Genomic DNA, 20,324 nt, shown 5'->3' on the forward strand with positions numbered 1-20,324 from the left:
GTCGATTAGGCTTGTCTCTCATGTTCTGTCTTTTTTTATGTCATCATTCACTAAACTAATAAATAATTGGAGGTATTTTATGAACAAATTTTTTACAGCCCAACGTTTAAAAGACACCGCCTATGTAACAGTCGGTGCATTCATTTTGGCCATTTCAATCAATGCGGTCTTATTGCCAAATAAACTTGTCGCAGGCGGAGCCAATGGCATTAGTATTGTTATTAATTATGTTTTCGGGATTAGTCCCGCCATTGTTCTTTACGCCATCAATATTCCTCTTTTAGTGCTTTGTTTCTTACTTCTTGGGAAAGAGGTCGGTGTCAAAACCATTTATGGCAGTCTTATTTATCCATTTTTTGTAGGAATTACTTCAGGGATGCCTGTTTTAACACATAATATTTTTCTAGCAGCATTATTTGGCGGTATTATTACAGGTGCTGGCCTAGGCTTGGTTTTCCGTGGCAATGCTTCAACTGGTGGGACAGCAATCATTTCACAAATTGTCAATAAATACTTCAAAGTTTCCTTAGGTATTGCTATTTTATTCGTCGATGGTTTAGTCATTTTATCAGCAATGTACGCTTTTAATGCAGATATTGTGTTATTCTCTTTAATTTGTTTATTTACAATTGGTCGTGTCGTTGACATGATTCAAGTTGGTCTGGTTCGCTCGAAGAATGTGATGATTATTTCACCAAAATATGTCGCTATTCAAGAACGCTTATTACGTGAACTAGATAAAGGTGTGACCTTGGTGCCAATCGAAGGCGGTTATCGAAGCGCGAAAGGCATGCTCTTAATGACTGTCATTCGTGAAAAAGATTTTCCCCGCTTAAAAGAAGCCATTCTTGAGATTGATGAAGAAGCCTTTTTGATTTCAATGAGTGCAAGTGAAGTCTACGGAAAAGGATTTAGCTTGAAAAAAGTAGCTGATTCTTATGGTGTTGAAGCTACTAATGCCAATAATTTACAATAGTTTTTTGTAGGAAAAGAGCCGCAAAATCTGTAGAGATTTTGCGGCTCTTTTTACATCTTCATCCAGACAGGTTCTAAGCTATTGCCATCCAAATCTTGCACTTCTAAGCCATACATTTGCTCTTCTGGTATTCCCATATCAACTCGGTAACAGTTGCCTCCGTTAGCTTTGGCGGTTTCGCCAAACTGTTTTACGGCTTCGGCACTCTCTAAACTAAAGGAAATTAATGCTCCACTGGTTGTTTGCGCATCAATAATTTGCTTTTCTTGGATAAATTTTCCATAAAAATCATGGTTCAACAACATAATCCAAAATTGATCATCCCACATCATCGAACTAGCTTCCTCTGTTGAAAATTCCTCGTTCTTTTTGAATCCAAGTTTTTCATAAAAGGCTGTAGAACGTTGGACATCCGCTACTGGGAAGTTAACAAAAACCATTGTGCCCATGTGATTCATCCCTTTCTTTTAATCATCTACGACAGCTAAGTGTGCGTTGCGACAAAATCAACAATCTTGTTTGATTTATACTAGCATATTCATAAAAGAAATGTTACTAAAACGTTTTCTTAAGGTAATTCTCGATAAGCCAAGTGCTGAATGATTTCACTATGTTGTGGATAATCGTTTAACAATTCCGCTTGAGTAAATAACTCGAAGTCTTCAAACTCAAAGCCTGGTGTAACCACACAACTGACTAACGCAAATCCTGTCGCTACTGTAGAGCCAAAGATTGTGCCGGCAGGAACTGAGAACGAAAGCTGTTGTCCTTGAACTAAGTCTTTCCCTAACTGAACAGCTTGATACGTTCCATCAGGAAAAATACAGTGAACGGTTAATGGCTGACCATCGTGAAAAAACCATAATTCATCCGCTTTTAAACGATGAAAATGTGACGGACTTTCTGTATTTAATAGAAACAAAATCGCTGTATGCAACGCCCGTTCGCCTCGTTTGGTTGGAATCAATTGTTCACTTTTATTGGTTTGTTTAAAATAACCGCCCTCAGGATGCGCTTCTAATCCTAACTTCTCAATCCACATTTGTTCTGTCATCTTCTCCCTCACTCCTTCATTTTTTTCAGAAACAATTTAGAAAGAACTTAGAACATCCGTCCTAATCCTAAAATAAATGGCGGGACAGGAGTAGCTTCTTCATTCTTGAAGCTAAATACTCCTGTCCCACGTTCTTCCCAAACCTGTTATTTTCTACAACTAAACATCTTTTAATAAGCCTTTAAATAAGCCCATTGCGAAATCGTTGGCATTGAATGGTTCTAAATCGTTAATGCCTTCACCTAGACCAACTAATTTCACTGGCAAGTGTAATTCATTCCGAATAGCAATGACAATACCACCTTTGGCTGTTCCGTCTAGTTTGGTTAAAACTAAGCCAGTGACATCAGTTGTTTCTTTGAACTGTTTGGCTTGTGTCATCGCATTTTGCCCAGTAGTTGCGTCCACGACTAAGAGAACTTCGTGAGGCGCATCTGGAATTTCTCGTTGGATGACTCGTTTGATTTTTTCTAATTCTTTCATTAAGTTGACTTTATTTTGTAACCGACCTGCTGTATCCACTAGCAAAACATCGGCCTGCTCTGCTTTGGCACGTTCCACTGCATCGAAAACGACCGCTGCTGGGTCGCCGCCAGCATTCCCACGTACAACTTCAACGCCAGCCCGTTCGCCCCAAACAACTAATTGATCGATGGCGCCCGCTCGGAACGTATCGGCAGCGGCCATTAAAACTTTCTTTCCTTCCAACTTGTATTGATGGGCTAATTTACCAATGCTGGTTGTTTTACCAACTCCATTAACACCGACAAATAAAATCACGGTTAAGCCATTTGGCTGTAAGTTAATCGCATTATTTTCATTAATTCCTGCTTCTTCATACAAATCAACCATTTTTTCAATGATGGTATTTTGAACTTGAGCTGGTTTTTTCACGTTTCGCAGTTTCACTTCTTGTCGTAAGGCTTCTGTAATTTTTAAGGATGTATCAAAGCCTACGTCTGCACCAATTAACGTTTCTTCTAATTCTTCAAAGAAATCTTCATCGACGCTTCGGAAATTAGCAAACAATTCGTTCAACCGTTGACCAAATGTTTTACGCGTTTTTTCCAAGCCTTTTTCATATTTTTCTTGGACCTGCTCTTCTTTCGACTCTTCAATTTCTTCTGAAACCTGCGTGTCTGTTGGTTCTGCCAACGGAGTCACGACACTACTTTCTTCCTCAGGCGCTTCCACAACAACTTCTTGTGTTTCCTCTGTCAAGATTTCTTCTGGCTCTTCTTCTAATGCTTCTTCTACGCCAGCTAATTTTTCCATTTCAGCGTTATCTGTTAAATCGGCTGTTTCTGTGACTTCTTCCGCTGTCGTTTCTGGCGTTGTTTGCGCCTCTTCTGCTGCGGTTTCTTTTGATTCAGCAGGCGCTGATTCATCACTAGGTGTTTCGTCTACTGTTTCTTCAATTATCTCTTGTTTTTCTTCTTCCTTTTTTTCAGCGGAAAAAGCTTTTTTAATTTTATCAAAAAATCCCATTCTTATTGGCCTCCTTCCAACGGCGTTAAAATATATTTTTCGACCGCTTTGGCAACGCCATCTTGGTCATTCGTGTCTGTAACGACATCTGCGGCTTCTTTAACTAATGGAATCGCATTTGCCATGGCGACACCTAAGCCAGCGTATTCGATCATCGGTAAATCATTTTCTTCGTCCCCTAGGGTCATGATTTCTTCTGCACGGATTCCTAAATCTTTGGCTAACAAGGAAATACCATAGGCTTTCGTAATCCCTTTTGGCATAAATTCTAATAAGTTATTTCGCGTTTTAATAATTTCAAAGCGCTCATAAAAGGAGGCCGGAATTTCCTTGATGCGTTCATTTAAATACGCTTCATCAATCGCAACAACAACTTTGTTATAAATTCGATTCGGGGTTAACTCTTCTAATTTGTAGGACTCAAAGGTTAATAATTTGTTTAGAGAACTATAAATTGAAGGATAATTAGGTGCAGAAGGCAGTTGCATCACGACCTCATCGGATAAGACATCAAACGGCATGTTGAGTGTGGTTGCTAATTGGTACAGCTCATGAATCGCTTCCAAGGGCATCAATGTTTTCTCAATAATGGCCCCTGTATCATTTTTTTGAACCAATCCGCCGTTAAAAGTAATGCTATAATCGCCTTCATCTTGTAAACCTAATTCTTCTAAGTAAGGACCAATAGCTGCCAAAGGTCGACCTGTGCAGATAACAACTTTCACGCCTGCTTGTTTCGCAGCCATCAGTGCTTGTTTATTCCGTAAAGAAATCTCTTTTTGGCTATTTAATAATGTTCCATCTAAATCAATAGCAACTAATTTTATCAAACGTTCGCTCCTCCTTGCTTCTGGCTAATTGCTTTTTTCAATTGCGCCACCTTCTTTGACCTCTTCCAAGCGAACTGAAACGATTTTTGAAACCCCAGATTCTTGCATAGTCACGCCATATAAAACATCTGCGGCTTCCATTGTCCCTTTACGATGCGTCACCACAATAAACTGTGTGCCATCTTCAAATTCGCTTAAATAATGACCAAAACGAGCAACGTTGGCTTCATCTAAAGCTGCTTCTACTTCATCTAAAATACAGAACGGAACGGGTCGAACACGAATAATTGAAAAGAGTAACGCAATCGCCGTTAATGCCCGTTCGCCTCCAGACAACAAGCTTAAATGTTGTAATTTTTTCCCTGGTGGTTGCGCCTCAATCTCAATCCCTGTATTCAAGAGATCCTCTGGATTGGTTAGCACCAGTTCTGCCCGTCCGCCACCAAACATATTAGGGAATACCACTTTGAACTGGCCACGAATTGCTTCAAAGACTTCTTTAAACCGTTCTTTCACTTCTTGGTCCATTTCATCCATGGTTTCAAATAATTGTTCTTTCGCATTTAATAAATCATCACGTTGACTGACTAAAAATTGATGGCGTTCATCGACTTGTTCAAATTGCTCGATGGCACTTAAGTTAACAGGTCCTAACCGCTCAATTTCTTGTTTTAGGCGTTTCACTGTTTGCTGCGCCTGCGCTAAATCATCGATTGGGAAATACGCTTCATAGGCAGCTTCAAAGGTTAAGCTGTATTCTTCCTGTAAGTAACTTAACGAGCTATCTAATTGCATTTCTGCACGATTTTTTAGGACTTCAATTTGTGTTTTATCTGCTAAATACTGTTGTTGGCGTTTGTTTTCTTCCGCTAATTTTGTATCTAACTCGTCTACTTCTTCTTGCAACGCTTGTCGTTGACTACGTGCCGTTTGTAAAGAGGTTTGCAACGCTGTTTGTTTCTCCGCTAATTGAGCGACTTGTGCCGCTAAGCCTTCTTCGGTTAACTGGTGATCGCTAGAATGGCTACTTAATTGTTGTAGCTGTTGACGGATGGCCGTTTCTCGAATCAACAATTCGTCCAATTGTTCTTGTTTGTCTTGCTTTTGACGAGCAAAATGGGCACATTGTTCCGCCGCTACTGCTTGTTCTGCTTGAACTGTCGTCAAGCGTTCTTGCGCTTGGGCTTTAAAGGTTTCCATTTGGCTAGCTTCTTGTTCCACTTGTTTCATTTCAGCATCTAAACGTTCTTTCGTTGCCGTTAAGTTTGCTTGTTGCTCTGTCAATGTGGCTTTTTTCGTTTGATATTCGGTTAAGAATTGATGCAATTCCCGTGATTCATATTCAAACAGACGTTTTTCTTTTGTTAAACGAGTAATCGTTTCTGTTTGATTGGCTAATTTATTGTCAATTTCTTGTTGTTTTAAGCGATTTTGTTCACCAGCAGAGCGCAACATTTCTGCACGTTCCGTGGCTGTTTTCACTTCTTGCGAGAGCGCTTGGACTTCTTGTTCCACACTTCTTAGTTGTGTTTCTAATTGAGTCATTTGTTCAGTAATTGTTTGAAGTTCTTGCGCTTGTGAAAATAGGCTTCCTTGGTTGCCACGTTTATTGGCTCCCCCAGTCATCGAACCGCCAGGATTCATCACATCGCCTTCCAATGAGACAACGCGATATTGGTAATTGACTAATTTTGCTAACTGGTTGGCACTCGTTAAATCTGCCGCTAAAATCGTGACGCCTAAGAGATTTTGAATAACGGCTTGTACTTGTTCTGGATAACGAACTAATTCACTGGCAATCCCCACGAAGCCCGGTGCACCAGCCAAACGATTCTGAACCATCGCCGATACAGAGCGCGGCTTAATGGTAGTCAATGGTAAAAAGGTTGCTCGGCCACTGTGTTGTTGTTTTAAGAAGGTAATGCCTGCACGACCATCTTTCTCATTTTCCACAACAATATGTTGCGCCGCACCACCTAAGGCCGTTTCAATCGCCAACGTATATTCTTTAGGCACTTCAATTAACTCAGCCACTGCGCCAACAATCCCAGTTAATTGGTTTTTGTGACGCAATACAGCTTTCACGCCTTGATAGAAGCCAGCGTAATTTTCTTGAATTTCTTGCAAACTTTTTTGGCGTGCCTTCGCTTGTTGCACTTGATTCATCGCTTGGTACATATCATTTTGACGCTGTGCTAATCGTTCACGTTTGGCTTCAAGCGTTGCTTTCAACGCAGTGTATTCTTCCAGCTGTTCTTGTAAGCCTTGTTTTGCGACTTTTTGCTCTTTTTCTAGCGTTTCTTTCATTGCAAGAGCTTCAACCATCTGTTCTTCTAGCGCTTCGTGTTTTGCTAGCGATTGTTGATTTTTAGCTGTTTCTTGTTGATATTGTCGTTCTAAATATTTTAAGTCATTGGCTGTATTGGCTTGTTCTTGCATGACTTCCACATACTGACTGCGCAATTCTTCCATTAATTCTTTAGAAGACTTACTATATTTTTCCACATCTTTCGTTGCCAAAGCCAATGCTTCTTTTAACGTCTGACGTTGTGCCGTTTTTTCTGCGATTGCTGTTTCCAGCGTCTGCAATTCTTCTCGATAACGAACAATTTTTTCGGCCGTTTCTGCCAACGTCTCTTCGTATTCGCTTGCCGTTTGGGAGGTGTGTTTAGAACGTTCAATTAAAACATTTTTTTGTCCTTCTGCTTGTTTCAACGCTTCTGTCACTTGTAATAATTGTTGTTGTTCCGTTTCAATTTGTTCATCTAAACGATTGCGCTTGCTGCGTAAACGTACCAATTTGCCTTCTAGGTCATGGACTTGTTTACTTGCGCCAGCTAACTTTTCTTCAATGGCTGTTAATTCTTGCGTTTTCGTTTCCCAAATAGCTTTTGCTTCTTGAATTTCGGTCACAGTTAAATTGACATCAATTTCGGTAAGTTCTTCTTTCAAAGCTAAATACTTTTTAGCCGCATCTGCTTGGGCGGCTAGAGGAACTAATTGGTCTTCCAACTCGTAAATGATATCTTGGACACGGCTTAAGTTGTCCTCAGTTTCGAAAAGCTTTTGTTCAGCCTTTTTCTTTCGTTGTTTGTATTTTAAAACGCCCGCTGCTTCTTCAAAAATCCCTCGACGGTCTTCAGGTTTACTATTAAAAATCGCTTCAACTTTCCCTTGCGAAATAATTGAAAAAGATTCTTTGCCTAACCCTGAATCCATAAATAAATCTTGAATGTCTTTTAAACGGCACGCTTGTTTATTAATAAAAAAGTCACTTTCGCCCGTTCGTTTTAAACGACGGGTGACACTAATCTCACTATAATCCAATGCTAAATAATGGTCGTTGTTGTCTAACGTCACGGTAACTTCCGCAATATTTAGCGGCTTACGACCTTCCGAACCGGCAAAGATAATGTCGTTCATTTTGCCACCGCGAAGGTTTTTCGCAGATTGTTCACCTAATACCCAGCGAACGGCTTCCGTGATATTACTTTTCCCACTTCCATTCGGACCAACCACTGCTGTCACATCATCTTCAAATTCAATAATGGTTTTATCTGCAAATGATTTAAATCCTGTAATTTCAATTCGTTTTAAATACACGAATATTGCTCCTTCCAGCCTTACTGAGGAATACTTTTCAGTGCCCGCTCAGCGGCATCCTGTTCAGCTAACTTCTTCGATTTTCCTTGGCCTAACCCAATGAGTTCACCATTCATGTAAACTTCAGTGAAAAAGGTGCGGTCATGAGCAGGGCCTTCTTCTTTAATTAAGCGATATTCAATTGAAACATCGCCTTTGCGTTGTAAAACTTCTTGTAATTGTGTTTTGTGATCCATCTCATGTGAAAAAGCACCGGCATCAATTTTCGGAAAAATAACGTCTTCAATAAATTTCTTGGCTGCGCCAACTTTTTGGTCTAAGTAGAGGGCACCTAAAAAGGCTTCAAATAAGTCACATAATAATGATGCACGTGTTCGTCCGCCCGATGCTTCTTCTCCTTTACCTAATAAAATGTAGTTGTCGAAGTGACATTCTTTCGCAAATTTGGCTAAACTATCTTCCCGAACGATGGCTGCGCGCATCTTCGTTAATTTTCCTTCTGGAAGTTCTGGGAATTTTAAATACAAATATTGTGAAACAATTAATTCTAAAACTGCATCTCCTAAAAATTCAAGACGTTCATTATCGGATAATTTTAAATAGCGATGCTCATTCACATAGGATGAATGAGTAAAAGCTTGCTCTAATAGATTGACATCATGGAAAACAATGCCGTAACGTTCTTTTAACTCTGTTGTTAACTGATTGTCCATTCTCCACATTCCTTTACATTTATTTACACCTTGTTTCATTATACTTTTTTTTTCACTTTTTTTAAATGGTTCTATTCAGAAAAAGCCTGTTATTCACTGTGTTCTCATTATTTTTTAGAAAAAAATAAATAAATAGAGCTATGACTGAGATAAAAGCGTTTGTTTACGTAAGAGATAGAAAGAGCGTGGGACAAAAATCACTTTGGATTTTTGCGCCACGCTCAAAAACTGATAAACGGCGGGAACAGAAGCAACTCCTTCTTATTTCTCGGAGTTAAACACTTCTGTCCCGACCTCGTTCTATCTCTATTAAATCAGCGGAACGTTGTTTAACGTTTTTCCGCAGTGACACCCACCGTTGCCCATGGATTATCTTTCGTATCAACTGCCCACGTAAAGTCAACTACACGGTCGTTGACAGGCAAGACTTCATTTCTGTAAAGCGTTGGGATTACAAACGCTTCATCAATGGCATACTCTTGCCAATCGTAGAAGGCTTTTTTACGTTTTTCTTCATCAAATGATGCTTTTGAATCAATCGCATCAAGTAATTTAGTATTTTCTTCTGACTCAAAACGTGTATAGTTAAAGGCTGAGTTTGGACCATATAAGCCGGTTGGTGAAGGATCTGAACCTGTGCCCCACGCGCCTTGATAGATATCTACTTCTGGGTCATCATTTTTCAATTTATCATAGAATGCTTGGAAATCAATTAAGCGTCCTGTTGTATACGTTACGTTTAAGCCAATTTCTTTCCATTGTTGGACATAGTAATCAGCAAGTGGTTGTGCAGTTTCGCCGCCTGACATTGAAGCAAACTTGATTTCTAGTGGTTTGCCTTCTTTGTCTTCGCGAATGCCATCGCCGTCTACGTCTTTATAACCAGCATCGTCTAATAATTTTTTCGCTTTGTCTAAATCAAGCGTATAGCCTTTCGCTTCGCTATCATGCAAGCTCTTGAAGACTGGTGGGATTAACGTTGTTGCCCCTGTTCGTAAGCCGTTGTAGAATTTTTGGCCGACTGCATCATTGTCAATTGCATAGCCCATGGCTTGACGTAAGCTTTTATCTGCCATTTTAGCTTTTGGATTGTATTTCACTGTATTGGTTTCTTTGTCAAACGTACCCATTTTAAAGCCAATATACGTGTAGGCTTGTTCGGGACGTCCTAAGATTTGATACCCTTCAGTATCTTTGTATGTTGGATACGTATCTGTTGGCATTGATAATGCAATATCGTATTGTTTCGCTTTCATCGCTTCTACAATGCTCGCAGAAGGAACAGATTTGAACACTAATTTATCTAATTTAGGTTTGCCACCGTAGTAATGCTCATTTGGTAGGTATTCAACAGATTCACCTGTCACAATATTACTCATGTAGTATGGTCCAATAGTCACAGGGTTTTTACGAACTGCATCGCTTGATTCCATGTCTTTAACAGCAATTCCTTCAAAGGCATGTTTTGGTAAAACTGAACCCCAAACACCGCCACCTAATTGTTGCATTCCTGGGTGAACTTCTTTATAAGTGATTTTAACTTCTTTATCATTGACTTTTTCTATGCCAGAAATGGTTGGTGATTTACCAGCATGGTAGTCTTCCATGCCAACAATATTCGTAAAGTTATCATCATAACGAATCCCTGTATAGTCTTTATGACCAATGACTTCATAAGAGAAAATCACGTCATCTGCCGTCACATCTTTACCGTCAGACCATTTCAAATTGTCACGTAATTTAATGGTTGCTGTATTGGCATCTTCATCTAATTTCAGATCCGCAGGACCCCCATCGACAATCTTAAAGTCTGCATCATTGTTAAATAATGGCTGTACCGTTGGAAGCATGTATTGTGCATCATAGTTGTCTTGATAAAATTCTTGCTGGAAAAGTCCTTGGAATTGTGTATCCATAACTACAGCGACATCTAATGTCCCGCCATCAATTGCTTTTTTATCATTTTTAACAGCGATTGGCATTTTTGAAATGTCTTCTGTTTCCGTTGCTTTATTGCCCCCGCCTTTATTGCCGCCACCACATGCAGCTAACCCGAATACTAACACAGAAGCTAACGTGATTGCACCTAAAATTCGTTTCTTGTTCATCTCTTTTCCTCCCTCATTTTTTGGCTAATTAGCCTAATCGTTGTCGTGCATCTGCTGAGCGCTTAAATGCTTGTCCAACATAGTTTATACTTAACATCAAGACTAAAATTAGAATTGATGCAGGTAACCAAACCCATTGTTTATTGACTAATACATCCCCACTGCTGGCGTAGCCAATTAAGGTTCCTAAACTTGGGACACTTTGTGGTAACCCGAAGCCTAAGAAAGTTAACGTTGTTTCGATCCCGATATTGGCCGCGAAATTAATCGTTAAGTTCGTAATAATTAATGAACTTAAATTCGGCATAATTTCTCGAAACATAATTTTAAAATCGCTTGTTCCCATTGTCTTAGAGGCACTAACGTAATCTCGGCGCCCTTCAGATAACGTTTTACTGCGGAACAACCGCGCTTTTCCAACCCAATAAAACGCACACATAATCCAAATAAAGGACCAGATACTATATTTAGGAATCACGGAAACGAACACAATAATAATTAACATAATTGGCAAAATCATAATAAAATCCACGATACGCATCAAAATATTATCAATCATGCCTCCATAATAACCGGAAATAATCCCTAAACCGACCCCGATAATAGACGTAATAATCGTAATGGCAAAACCGATTAAAATCGAGTTCCTAGCCCCGATAATCAATTGTCCTAAAACATCACGACCCCCTTCATCGGCACCTAAAATGAACTTGGTGCCATTCATTGTAACGGTACCTGGTTCCGCATATTTATCTAAAATACTTACATGCATAACGGCACTTTGGTCTAACACTAACGAACCGATAAAAACGGCTAATAAGATAATGACCAAAAGGATTAAAGAAAACATCGCCATTTTTTCTTTGACGAATTCTCGCGCAATCATCCGAAAGCCCATTGGTGGAATACTTTCTTGTAAGACTTCTTCTCTTTTTTCTTCTGTCAATTCCATTTTTATCACCCTTTCTTCGTGTTTTTTCTACTGAATTCGAATTCTTGGATCAACAATACTCATTACAATATCAGAAATTAAGGTTCCGATAAGGGTTGCCAATCCCAAAATCAACACGAGAGCGGTAATAACGGAATAGTCACGTTGAATGATACTATCAATAAATAATTTTCCAATTCCTGGGAAAGCAAAAATCTTTTCAATAACGACTGATCCGGCAATCAAAGCAGTAATTTCATAACCTAATTGAGAGGCAATTGGTAATGCTGCATTTCTAAAAATGTGTCGATTAAAAATTTTATTCGTTGGCACTCCTTTTGAACGAGCAGTACGAACAAAGTCCATGTTTTTAACATCAATCACTTCACTCCGCAAATATTGAATAGTGACCGCTGTCCCTAGCAACGCTTGAGTGACCCCTGGTAAAATTAAATGCTTCAGTTTATCTAAATAATACGGCCATGTTCCCTCAGCCAAACCAACAGTCACGGTTCCACTCGTTGGGAACCAGTCTAAGCGATACCCAAAAATAAAGAGCATAATCAAGGCAAAGATGAATAATGGCACGGCAAAACTGAAGAAGTTATAGATAACCACCATTTTGTCAAACCATGAATTTTGGTAACGGCCAGCAATTAAACCGAAAGGAATGGCGATTAAATACGTGATTATAACTGACACAGCAGCCAATGCAATCGTATTCCCCACCCGACCAGCAATGAGCGTGGACACAGGTAATTTAAAGATAAAACTATGACCAAAATCTCCATGTAAGGCATTGCCAATCCAACGGAAATATTGTTCGTACCAAGGATCATTTAACCCGGCAGCTTCGCGCATGGCTTCAATCACTTTCGGGTCTTGGTTCGGATTAATCAATCCTGTAAACGGATCACCTGGCATCATTTTAGCCAATAGGAAAATCAAGACACTTAAAATAATCACTTGCGGAATCATCAATAACAAACGGCGTAAAATTGTTTTCCACATTATTCAGCACCTCCATTTTTTAACGCTACTTGGTGGGTTGGACTAATCGCATGTAAGTTATAAACCCGCCCATTTTCATCATAATAGTCTTTATGATTTTCCCGATACTCTTGCTCAACTCTTCTTCGTTCTTCTTTGTGAGCTTCTCGGTTCGCTACGTCAATTTTAGGAATTGCTGAAAGTAAGCGTTTGGTATAAATGTGTTGTGGATTAGTGTAAATATCTTGGCGTGTACCGATTTCTACAAAACGGCCTTTGTACATAATGGCAATGTTGTCACACATATGTTTAACTACGCCCAAATCATGGGAAATAAATAAGTAACTTAACCCATATTCCTGTTGAATGTTTTTCATAAAATTCAATACCTGTGCTTGCACAGATAAGTCCAGTGCTGAAACAGGTTCATCTGCAATAATTAATTTGGGGCTGGTAGCCACCGCTCGGGCGACGCCTAAACGTTGGCGTTGTCCACCAGAAAATTCATGAGGATATTTGTACAACGCATCTTCTGGCATCCCCACAATGTCCAACAAACTTTTGACTTTTTTCTTTTCTTCTTGGTCACTTAACCGTTCAAAATTTCGAATTGGTTCGGCGATAATATCTAGTACTCGTTTTTTAGGGTTTAAACTTGACATCGAATCTTGGAAAATCATTTGGACATCTTTGTTGTATCCAATCGCTTTTCGACTTCGCGGCTTGGTTACATCTTGTCCTTGATAAATAATTTCACCATTTGTAATTTTTTCTAAACCAATAATTGCTTTTCCTGTCGTTGATTTTCCAGAACCCGATTCACCAACTAACCCATACGTTTTACCTTGTTCAATCATGAAATCCACACCATCAACCGCCAAAACATGATCAGTGATTCGATTGAAGAAGCCGCTGCGAATTGGATAATGAACTTTTAAATCTTTAATTTGAATAATTTCTGTCATTACGCTTCCCCTTCCCCGTCTCTAAAATGAAAATGTTTATAACATGTACAACGAACATAATGATTCGGTGCAACTTCATGTAATGTTGGATTTTCTTCATGTTCCGATGCATCAATCCAAGGAATTCGTGGGGCAAACCGACAACCTTTTCTAGGTAATTTGGTTAACGAAGGAACAATCCCTTCAATCACATGAAGTTCTTCTTCATCTGAATTCTCTTGGGGAATGGACTGAAGTAAGGAACGTGTATATGGATGTTTCGGATGACTAAACAATTCTTCAGCAGTGGCTACTTCTACAAACTGACCCGCATACATAACCGCTACACGATCAGCCATTTCCGCAACTACACCTAAGTCATGGGTAATTAAAATAATGCCGCTCCCTGTTTCTTCTTGCAAATCTTTTAACAAATCGAGAATTTGTGCCTGAATGGTAACGTCTAAGGCCGTCGTGGGTTCATCTGCAATTAAAATCGGTGGTTTACACGCGATTGCAATGGCAATAATCACCCGTTGGCGCATGCCGCCAGACAATTCATGAGGATACTGTTTCCCGACACGCTCTGGGTTGGGAATCCCCACTTGATCTAACAGTTCAATGGCCCGTGCTTGTTTTTGTTGTGCGGTCATTTTGGTATGATACGTGAGACTTTCTTTAATTTGGTCTTCAATTCGCATGAGCGGATTCAGTGCAGACAACGGATCTTGGAAAATCATCCCAATATCGTTTCCTCTGACTTTGTTGTACAATGTTTCATTAAACGTAGTTAAGTTTAAATTGTTGTATAAAATTTCCCCAGTAATTTTGGTATGATTGGGATCATGTAAGCCCATAATCGTTGTTGCTAAGGTACTTTTTCCACAACCAGATTCTCCGACGATTGCCAGAATCTCATTTTTCTTCAATTCAAATGAAACATCATCGACGGCATTATAATAATCATCTTTGATTCTAAATGCTGTTTCTAATCCTGAAACCTCTAGTAATTGTTCATTTCCTTGCATCCATACGCACCCCTTACGTCCTTTCAAAAACATTATATAAATTAACTAATATTTAATGATAGCACTTTCTAATTTTTATCAATGTTAATTTACAGCTCATTGTTTTTTCATAATTTTATAGAATTATTCCATAAAAAGCAAGATAAAATAACTTTTTTCGCAGTTATTTTTTTACATGTATGATTTTTTTTACAAAAATATGTGTAAAAATAGCCTTATTGCTTAATAAAATAACCATTATGTACGCAAAAAAAGTCGATTAACAGGAATGTTAATCGACTTTGTCTTATTATTTTTTATGAATTACTCACAATATAATCTACAGCGGCACCAACTGTTTCAATTTTTTCTGCATCTTCATCTGAAATCTCTGTTCCAAATTCATCTTCAAGTTCTAAAACAAACTCCATTACGCTAATTGAGTCAGCGTTCAAATCATCTTTAATGTTTAATTGATCTGTTACTTGATCCGCTTCAATATCAAAGTGGTTTGAGATAATCTTCGCTACTTTTTGAAGTACTTCTTCACGAGTCAACTGTATTCACCTCCACTGCTTTTGAAAAAAGGTTCTTTCTTTTACTAAAACGCTAAGATACATTGTACTCACAATTTGGGTATTTGTCCATCTTTTTTTCATTTGAGTAACAAACTGATGTCAAGACAATTGCAAATTACTCTGCTTTGCCTTCATAATATTCCACTAATTGTGGGACAACTTGGGTTTCTAACATTGTATGAATTTGACGAATGGTGTAGCGGACGGCATCAGGACCCGTGGCCCCATGCGTTTTAATGACTGGCGCTTTTAAGCCAAATAAAACCGCTCCCCCATGTTTTGAGTAGTCCATTTCGTCTTTCATGCCACGCAACGCATTCTTTAATAATAAGGCGCCCATTTTTCCTTTGACACCTTCAGAAAGAATCGCTGTTTTCAGCAAGCTCATCATGTTCATAGCTGTGCCTTCGATGGATTTTAAAACGGCATTTCCTGTGAAGCCATCTGTCACCACCACGTCAGCTACGCCATTTAATAATTCTCGTGCTTCAACGTTTCCGACAAAATTAATCGTTTCATCTGCTGCTAACAATTCGAAGGCTTTTTTCGTTAATTCACTGCCCTTTGTTTCCTCAGTTCCGTTATTTAATAGACCGACACGAGGATTCTGAACGTTCCGAACTTTTTCAGCATAGAATGAACCTAAAACGGCATACTGAACCAAATGTTCTGGTTTATTGTCTGCATTGGCTCCTAAATCTAACATGTCAAACCCTTTGTCTGGTTCTCCCATGACAGGTAAAGTTGACATCAAACCGGGACGTTCCACATTTTTGATGCGGCCGACAATGAACAGACCCGCTGCTAATAGCGCTCCGGTGTTGCCTGCAGAAAAAATCGCATCGGCTTCCCCATTTTTAACTGCTTGCGCTGCTAAAACCATGGAAGCAGTTTTCTTACGACGGATTGCTTTAACTGGCTCATCGTCACTAGCGATTTTTTCATCGGTATGAATAATCGTAATGTTTTTTTCATCGGTGATGTATTTTTTTATTTCGGCTTCTTTTCCATATAATTGAAATTCAATGTCTGGGAAGTCTTGTTTGGCTAGCATAACCCCTTCAACAATTGCTTGTGGGGCGTTATCTCCACCCATTGCATCTACAGCAATTTTCATGAGTGATTCCCTCCTACTTTTTTGTTTCCTAACAAGTATAACATATTTTTTTCAAAGAAATACGCATTGGCTTTTACTTTCTGGCTTCAAAAATTACCTCTTCTAATCGAAAAATTGGGCTGCCTCATCTTGGGGTTTCACTCGATTGGCTAAGCCTTGATAAGCAGGATATTGCCACCATTCTTTCACTTGCCATAGGGAACTTGCTTCTTGGCGCGCAACTTCTAAAATGTTAAAGTCCGTCACGATATCTCCTACCGCAAATTGAGGCACCCCTGATTGCCGTGCACCGAACACTTCCCCAGGTCCGCGAAGTTCCAAATCACGCTCACTCAAGACAAAACCATTGGTGGTTTCTGTCATGATTTTCATACGCTCAACGCCCATTTCATTTTTCGGATTGGCCACTAAAATACAATAAGAAGCACTGGAGCCACGCCCCACACGTCCCCGTAACTGATGTAATTGTGCTAACCCAAACCGGTCCGCATCCATAATTAACATCACTGTGGCATTTGGTACATTCACGCCAACTTCAATAACGGTGGTAGAAACCAATAATTGCAGCTGATTGTCTTTGAACTCCTGCATAATGTCATCTTTTTCTTGATTTTTCATTTTACCGTGTAGCAATCCCACTTGATATCTTGGGGAATAAAAGCTTTGCATATGTTCAAAAATTTCTGTTGCGTTTTTCACATCTAAGGCTTCGGATTCTTCAATCAAGGGACAAATAATATAGGCCTGATGTCCTCGAGCTAGCTCTTTTTCCATCCATTCTAAAACAGTATCTAACTGCGGCGGCCGAATCCAACGTGTTTCGATTGGAATCCGTCCAGCTGGCATTTCATCAATGATTGATACATCCATTTCGCCATAGGCTGTAATGGCCAGCGTTCGAGGAATCGGAGTGGCCGTCATAAATAGAACATCTGGTTTTAAGCCTTTTTCTCTTAATATTTTTCTCTGGTTCACACCAAAACGATGTTGCTCATCGGTGATTACCAAACCTAATTGATGGAAACTGACATCTTGTTGTATCAAAGCATGGGTCCCTACCACAATGTCAATCTCGCCATTGGCCAGTTCTTCGAGGATTAGACGACGTTCTTTCGTTTTGGTGGAACCTGTTAATAAGGCCGTTCGCACTTCTAATGGATCAAACAACTGCTGTAAGCTTTCCATGTGCTGTTGCGCTAAAATTTCAGTCGGAACCATTAACGCCCCTTGAAAGCCAGCGGTCATGGTGGCGTATAGCGCAATCGCAGCCACTACCGTTTTCCCACTCCCCACGTCACCTTGAAGCAATCGTTGCATATGCTTCGGACTTCGCAAGTCTCGACAAATTTCATTGGTCACTTTTTTTTGGGCGCCTGTCAATTCAAAAGGCAGTCCTTGGGTGAACGTTTTTAAGCGATCCACGTCATATTGAACAGCTAAACCATTTTTTTCCGCTTTTTCTTGTTTCTTCAATCCTTGCATTTTAAGTTGGAAAAGGAAAAACTCTTCAAAGACTACTCGCCGTTTGGCTTGATGGCTTTCTTCTGGATTACTGGGAAAATGCATCGCCCACATTGCTTCTTTTCTAGGCATCAAGCGGTACTTTTCTAATAAATCATTCGGTAAAATCTCTTCAACCAGTGAACCATACTCTTCAAAAGCAGTGCGGATTAACTGAACCAACGTGCTTTGGCGGACTTTTTTATTCACATGATAAATGGGGGCGAAATCTTCATTGTCTCCTTTAGAAGCTAAGATTTTCATGCCATTTAATGATTTTCTCTTGGCGTCCCATTTGCCATAAACAGCAATTTCTTCGGAAAGAACTACTTTGTCTTTTAAAAAAGGTTGATTGAAGAAGGAAACATTAATGACCGCATGTTCTTGCATCATTCGAAACGTTAACCGGCTCTTCTTATAACCGTACCGACTAACGACTGCTTCCGAAACCACTAGCCCTTTTAGCGTAACTTTTTCCTGATCCTGAATCTCGCTTAAATCCTTTTCTTGGATATCATCGTAGCGGAAGGGATAATACGTCAATAAGTCTTCAATTGTAGCAATCCCCAGTTCTTGTAAATTTTCAGCACGTTTTGGGCCAACACCGGGCAATACGCTGACTAAATCTGTGATGTCCATAAAATCCCCTCCTCATTAATATACGCAAAAAAATGGATCATTCATTAAATAGGCTGGTTCATTAGCCCTAACTAATGAACCAGCCTATTCGTTTTTATTTTTTCATCACGAAAACCTATTCTGCTGAGAATAAGTATGGATACACAGGTTGTCCACCTTCATGAAGTTCTGTTTCTAGTTCATCGTTTTCAGAAACTAAAATAGCGATTAGCTTTTCAGCTTCTTCAACCGAACCATCTTCGCCGACAATAATTGTCACGATTTCAGTGTCTTCATCAATCATGCGGTTCAACGTGTCTAATGATGCATTAAAACGATCTGCTTCAGAAACGACGATTTTACCATCAATCATTCCTAAGAAGTCATCTTTTTTAATTTCAACGTCATCAATGGTTGTGTCACGAACAGCTGTGGTTACTTGACCACTCACAACGCTGTCTAACATTTCCGTCATACTTGCTTTGTTTTCTTCTAATGATTGTTGATCATTGAAAGCTAACATTGCTGTCATTCCTTGAGAAATGGTTTTAGATGGAACAACCGCTACTGGTACATCGGCAACTTCTGCTGCTTGATCAGCTGCCATAAAGATGTTTTTGTTATTTGGTAAGATAATGACTTGCTCTGCATTCACTTCTTTGACTGCTTTTAAAATATCTTCCGTACTTGGGTTCATTGTTTGGCCACCACTAATAATGTAGCTTGCACCTAAACTTCGGAATAATTCTTGAACGCCTTCACCGGCTGCAATAGCAATCACAGCAAACGGTACGCGAACTTTTTCAGTCAACGCTTCTTGCTGAGCATCGCGTTCAACTAACGTTTCATGTTGTAAACGCATATTGTCTACTTTTATTTTTACTAACGAACCAAATTTTTGGCCGTAGTTCATCACTTCACCTGGATGCTCAGTGTGCACGTGAACTTTGATAATTTCGTCATCGTTAACGACTAATAGAGAATCGCCTAGTTCATTTAAGTAGTTTCTGAATGTTTCATAATCAAAAGCGCTGTCCACGGTTGGGCCTTCGCCGATACGAACCATAATTTCTGTACAATAGCCAAATTTAATGTCTTCTGTCGCAACGTGGCCACTAACACCACGGTGATGTTCAGCATTAACCATTTCGTCCATTTCGGCAGGACTTGGTTCATAGGTTTCAGTTGGTAAAAATTCACCACTAAGCGCTTCTAAAAATCCTTCATAGATAAATAGTAGTCCTTGACCCCCACTATCTACAACGCCGACTTCTTTTAGGACAGGTAATAAATCAGGTGTTTTCGCTAAGGCACGTTTAGCGCCTGCTACAACAGCTGTCATAACTTCGATACAGTCATCTGTTTCTTTCGCTTTACGTTCACCAGAACGCGCCGCTTCACGAGAAACAGTTAAGATTGTTCCTTCAACGGGTTTCATCACTGCTTTATACGCTGTTTCTACACCATGTGTAAAGGCAGCGGCCAAGTCTTTGGCATTTAATGTTGTAACCTCAGGAATTTGTTTTGAGAAGCCGCGGAATAATTGAGATAAAATAACCCCAGAATTTCCACGAGCACCCATTAATAACCCTTTGGATAACGCACCTGCTAATTCTCCTACTTTTTCAGAGCGAGAATCGGCCACAGCCTTTGCACCACTGGTCATTGATAAGTTCATATTTGTTCCTGTATCACCATCGGGTACAGGGAAAACGTTTAATGAGTTGACATATTCTGCATTTGTGTGCAGACGAGTCGCACCTGCCTGGACCATTTCCTGGAACTGACCTGCGCTGATTTCTGTTACATTCACCTAAAAAATCCTCCTTCAGATTTACCGCTAACGGCAACACACGACTTCCTTGTG

At 39.6% G+C, this 20,324-nt stretch carries 16 protein-coding genes; 1 reads left to right on the forward strand and 15 read right to left on the reverse strand.

All coding sequences use genetic code 11. From position 1 onward, the window contains the following. The first annotated feature begins 79 nt into the window (after window positions 1-79). Window positions 80-976 carry a YitT family protein gene (locus tag IGL42_RS12020; RefSeq protein WP_002365354.1) on the forward strand — a complete coding sequence of 299 codons (897 nt, stop codon included), beginning with the start codon at window positions 80-82 and terminating at the stop codon, window positions 974-976. Between the two features lie 50 nt (window positions 977-1,026). Here IGL42_RS12020 and IGL42_RS12025 read toward each other — a convergent pair whose 3' ends face one another. From IGL42_RS12025 to IGL42_RS12095, 15 genes are all read right to left on the reverse strand, one after another. Further along, window positions 1,027-1,425 carry a VOC family protein gene (locus tag IGL42_RS12025; protein WP_002354951.1) on the reverse strand — a complete coding sequence of 133 codons (399 nt, stop codon included), beginning with the start codon at window positions 1,423-1,425 and terminating at the stop codon, window positions 1,027-1,029. A gap of 119 nt (window positions 1,426-1,544) precedes the next feature. Beyond that, window positions 1,545-2,030 carry a cupin domain-containing protein gene (locus IGL42_RS12030; protein ID WP_002381091.1) on the reverse strand — a complete coding sequence of 162 codons (486 nt, stop codon included), beginning with the start codon at window positions 2,028-2,030 and terminating at the stop codon, window positions 1,545-1,547. A gap of 159 nt (window positions 2,031-2,189) precedes the next feature. Continuing rightward, entirely contained in the window at window positions 2,190-3,518 is a 1,329-nt protein-coding gene (gene ftsY / locus IGL42_RS12035; protein ID WP_002385216.1) for a signal recognition particle-docking protein FtsY, read from the reverse strand. Window positions 3,519-3,520: 2 nt separating this feature from the next. Then, window positions 3,521-4,348, reverse strand: coding sequence for a Cof-type HAD-IIB family hydrolase (locus IGL42_RS12040; protein WP_002359053.1), 828 nt, complete (start codon window positions 4,346-4,348; stop codon window positions 3,521-3,523). Between the two features lie 24 nt (window positions 4,349-4,372). After that, window positions 4,373-7,951, reverse strand: coding sequence for a chromosome segregation protein SMC (gene smc, locus IGL42_RS12045; RefSeq protein ID WP_010710885.1), 3,579 nt, complete (start codon window positions 7,949-7,951; stop codon window positions 4,373-4,375). Window positions 7,952-7,971: 20 nt separating this feature from the next. After that, a complete protein-coding gene (gene rnc, locus IGL42_RS12050) occupies window positions 7,972-8,664 on the reverse strand; it encodes a ribonuclease III (protein WP_002354946.1) in 693 nt (230 codons plus the stop codon). Window positions 8,665-8,993: 329 nt separating this feature from the next. Continuing rightward, window positions 8,994-10,772 carry an oligopeptide ABC transporter substrate-binding protein Opp2A gene (gene opp2A / locus IGL42_RS12055; protein ID WP_002365357.1) on the reverse strand — a complete coding sequence of 593 codons (1,779 nt, stop codon included), beginning with the start codon at window positions 10,770-10,772 and terminating at the stop codon, window positions 8,994-8,996. A 28-nt stretch (window positions 10,773-10,800) separates the two neighbouring features. Beyond that, window positions 10,801-11,724, reverse strand: a complete 924-nt coding sequence (opp2C, locus tag IGL42_RS12060) for an oligopeptide ABC transporter permease Opp2C (RefSeq protein WP_002365358.1) — start codon at window positions 11,722-11,724, stop codon at window positions 10,801-10,803. Between the two features lie 27 nt (window positions 11,725-11,751). After that, on the reverse strand, window positions 11,752-12,714 hold the full coding sequence (opp2B, locus tag IGL42_RS12065) for an oligopeptide ABC transporter permease Opp2B (protein WP_002354943.1): 963 nt from the start codon (window positions 12,712-12,714) through the stop codon (window positions 11,752-11,754). Then, the gene (gene opp2F, locus IGL42_RS12070; RefSeq protein ID WP_002354942.1) at window positions 12,714-13,658 is read right to left on the reverse strand and encodes an oligopeptide ABC transporter ATP-binding protein Opp2F; all 945 of its coding nucleotides are present in this window, start codon (window positions 13,656-13,658) and stop codon (window positions 12,714-12,716) included. The genes opp2B and opp2F overlap by 1 nt, the downstream gene beginning before the upstream one ends. Beyond that, the gene (gene opp2D / locus IGL42_RS12075; RefSeq protein ID WP_002367425.1) at window positions 13,658-14,698 is read right to left on the reverse strand and encodes an oligopeptide ABC transporter ATP-binding protein Opp2D; all 1,041 of its coding nucleotides are present in this window, start codon (window positions 14,696-14,698) and stop codon (window positions 13,658-13,660) included. The genes opp2F and opp2D overlap by 1 nt, the downstream gene beginning before the upstream one ends. 263 nt (window positions 14,699-14,961) lie before the next feature. Then, the gene (gene acpP, locus IGL42_RS12080) at window positions 14,962-15,201 is read right to left on the reverse strand and encodes an acyl carrier protein (protein ID WP_002354939.1); all 240 of its coding nucleotides are present in this window, start codon (window positions 15,199-15,201) and stop codon (window positions 14,962-14,964) included. Window positions 15,202-15,337: 136 nt separating this feature from the next. Next, window positions 15,338-16,339, reverse strand: a complete 1,002-nt coding sequence (gene plsX, locus IGL42_RS12085) for a phosphate acyltransferase PlsX (protein WP_002354938.1) — start codon at window positions 16,337-16,339, stop codon at window positions 15,338-15,340. Window positions 16,340-16,441: 102 nt separating this feature from the next. Further along, window positions 16,442-18,478 (reverse strand): ATP-dependent DNA helicase RecG, encoded by a 2,037-nt coding sequence (gene recG / locus IGL42_RS12090; RefSeq protein ID WP_047648949.1) that lies wholly within the window; start codon window positions 18,476-18,478, stop codon window positions 16,442-16,444. A gap of 115 nt (window positions 18,479-18,593) precedes the next feature. Further along, window positions 18,594-20,270, reverse strand: a complete 1,677-nt coding sequence (locus IGL42_RS12095; RefSeq protein WP_002354936.1) for a DAK2 domain-containing protein — start codon at window positions 20,268-20,270, stop codon at window positions 18,594-18,596. Window positions 20,271-20,324: the final 54 nt, after the last annotated feature.

It is taken from the genome of Enterococcus sp. DIV0712, from assembly GCF_050554855.1.
In the GTDB taxonomy this organism is placed as follows: Bacteria; Bacillota; Bacilli; order Lactobacillales; family Enterococcaceae; genus Enterococcus; species Enterococcus faecalis.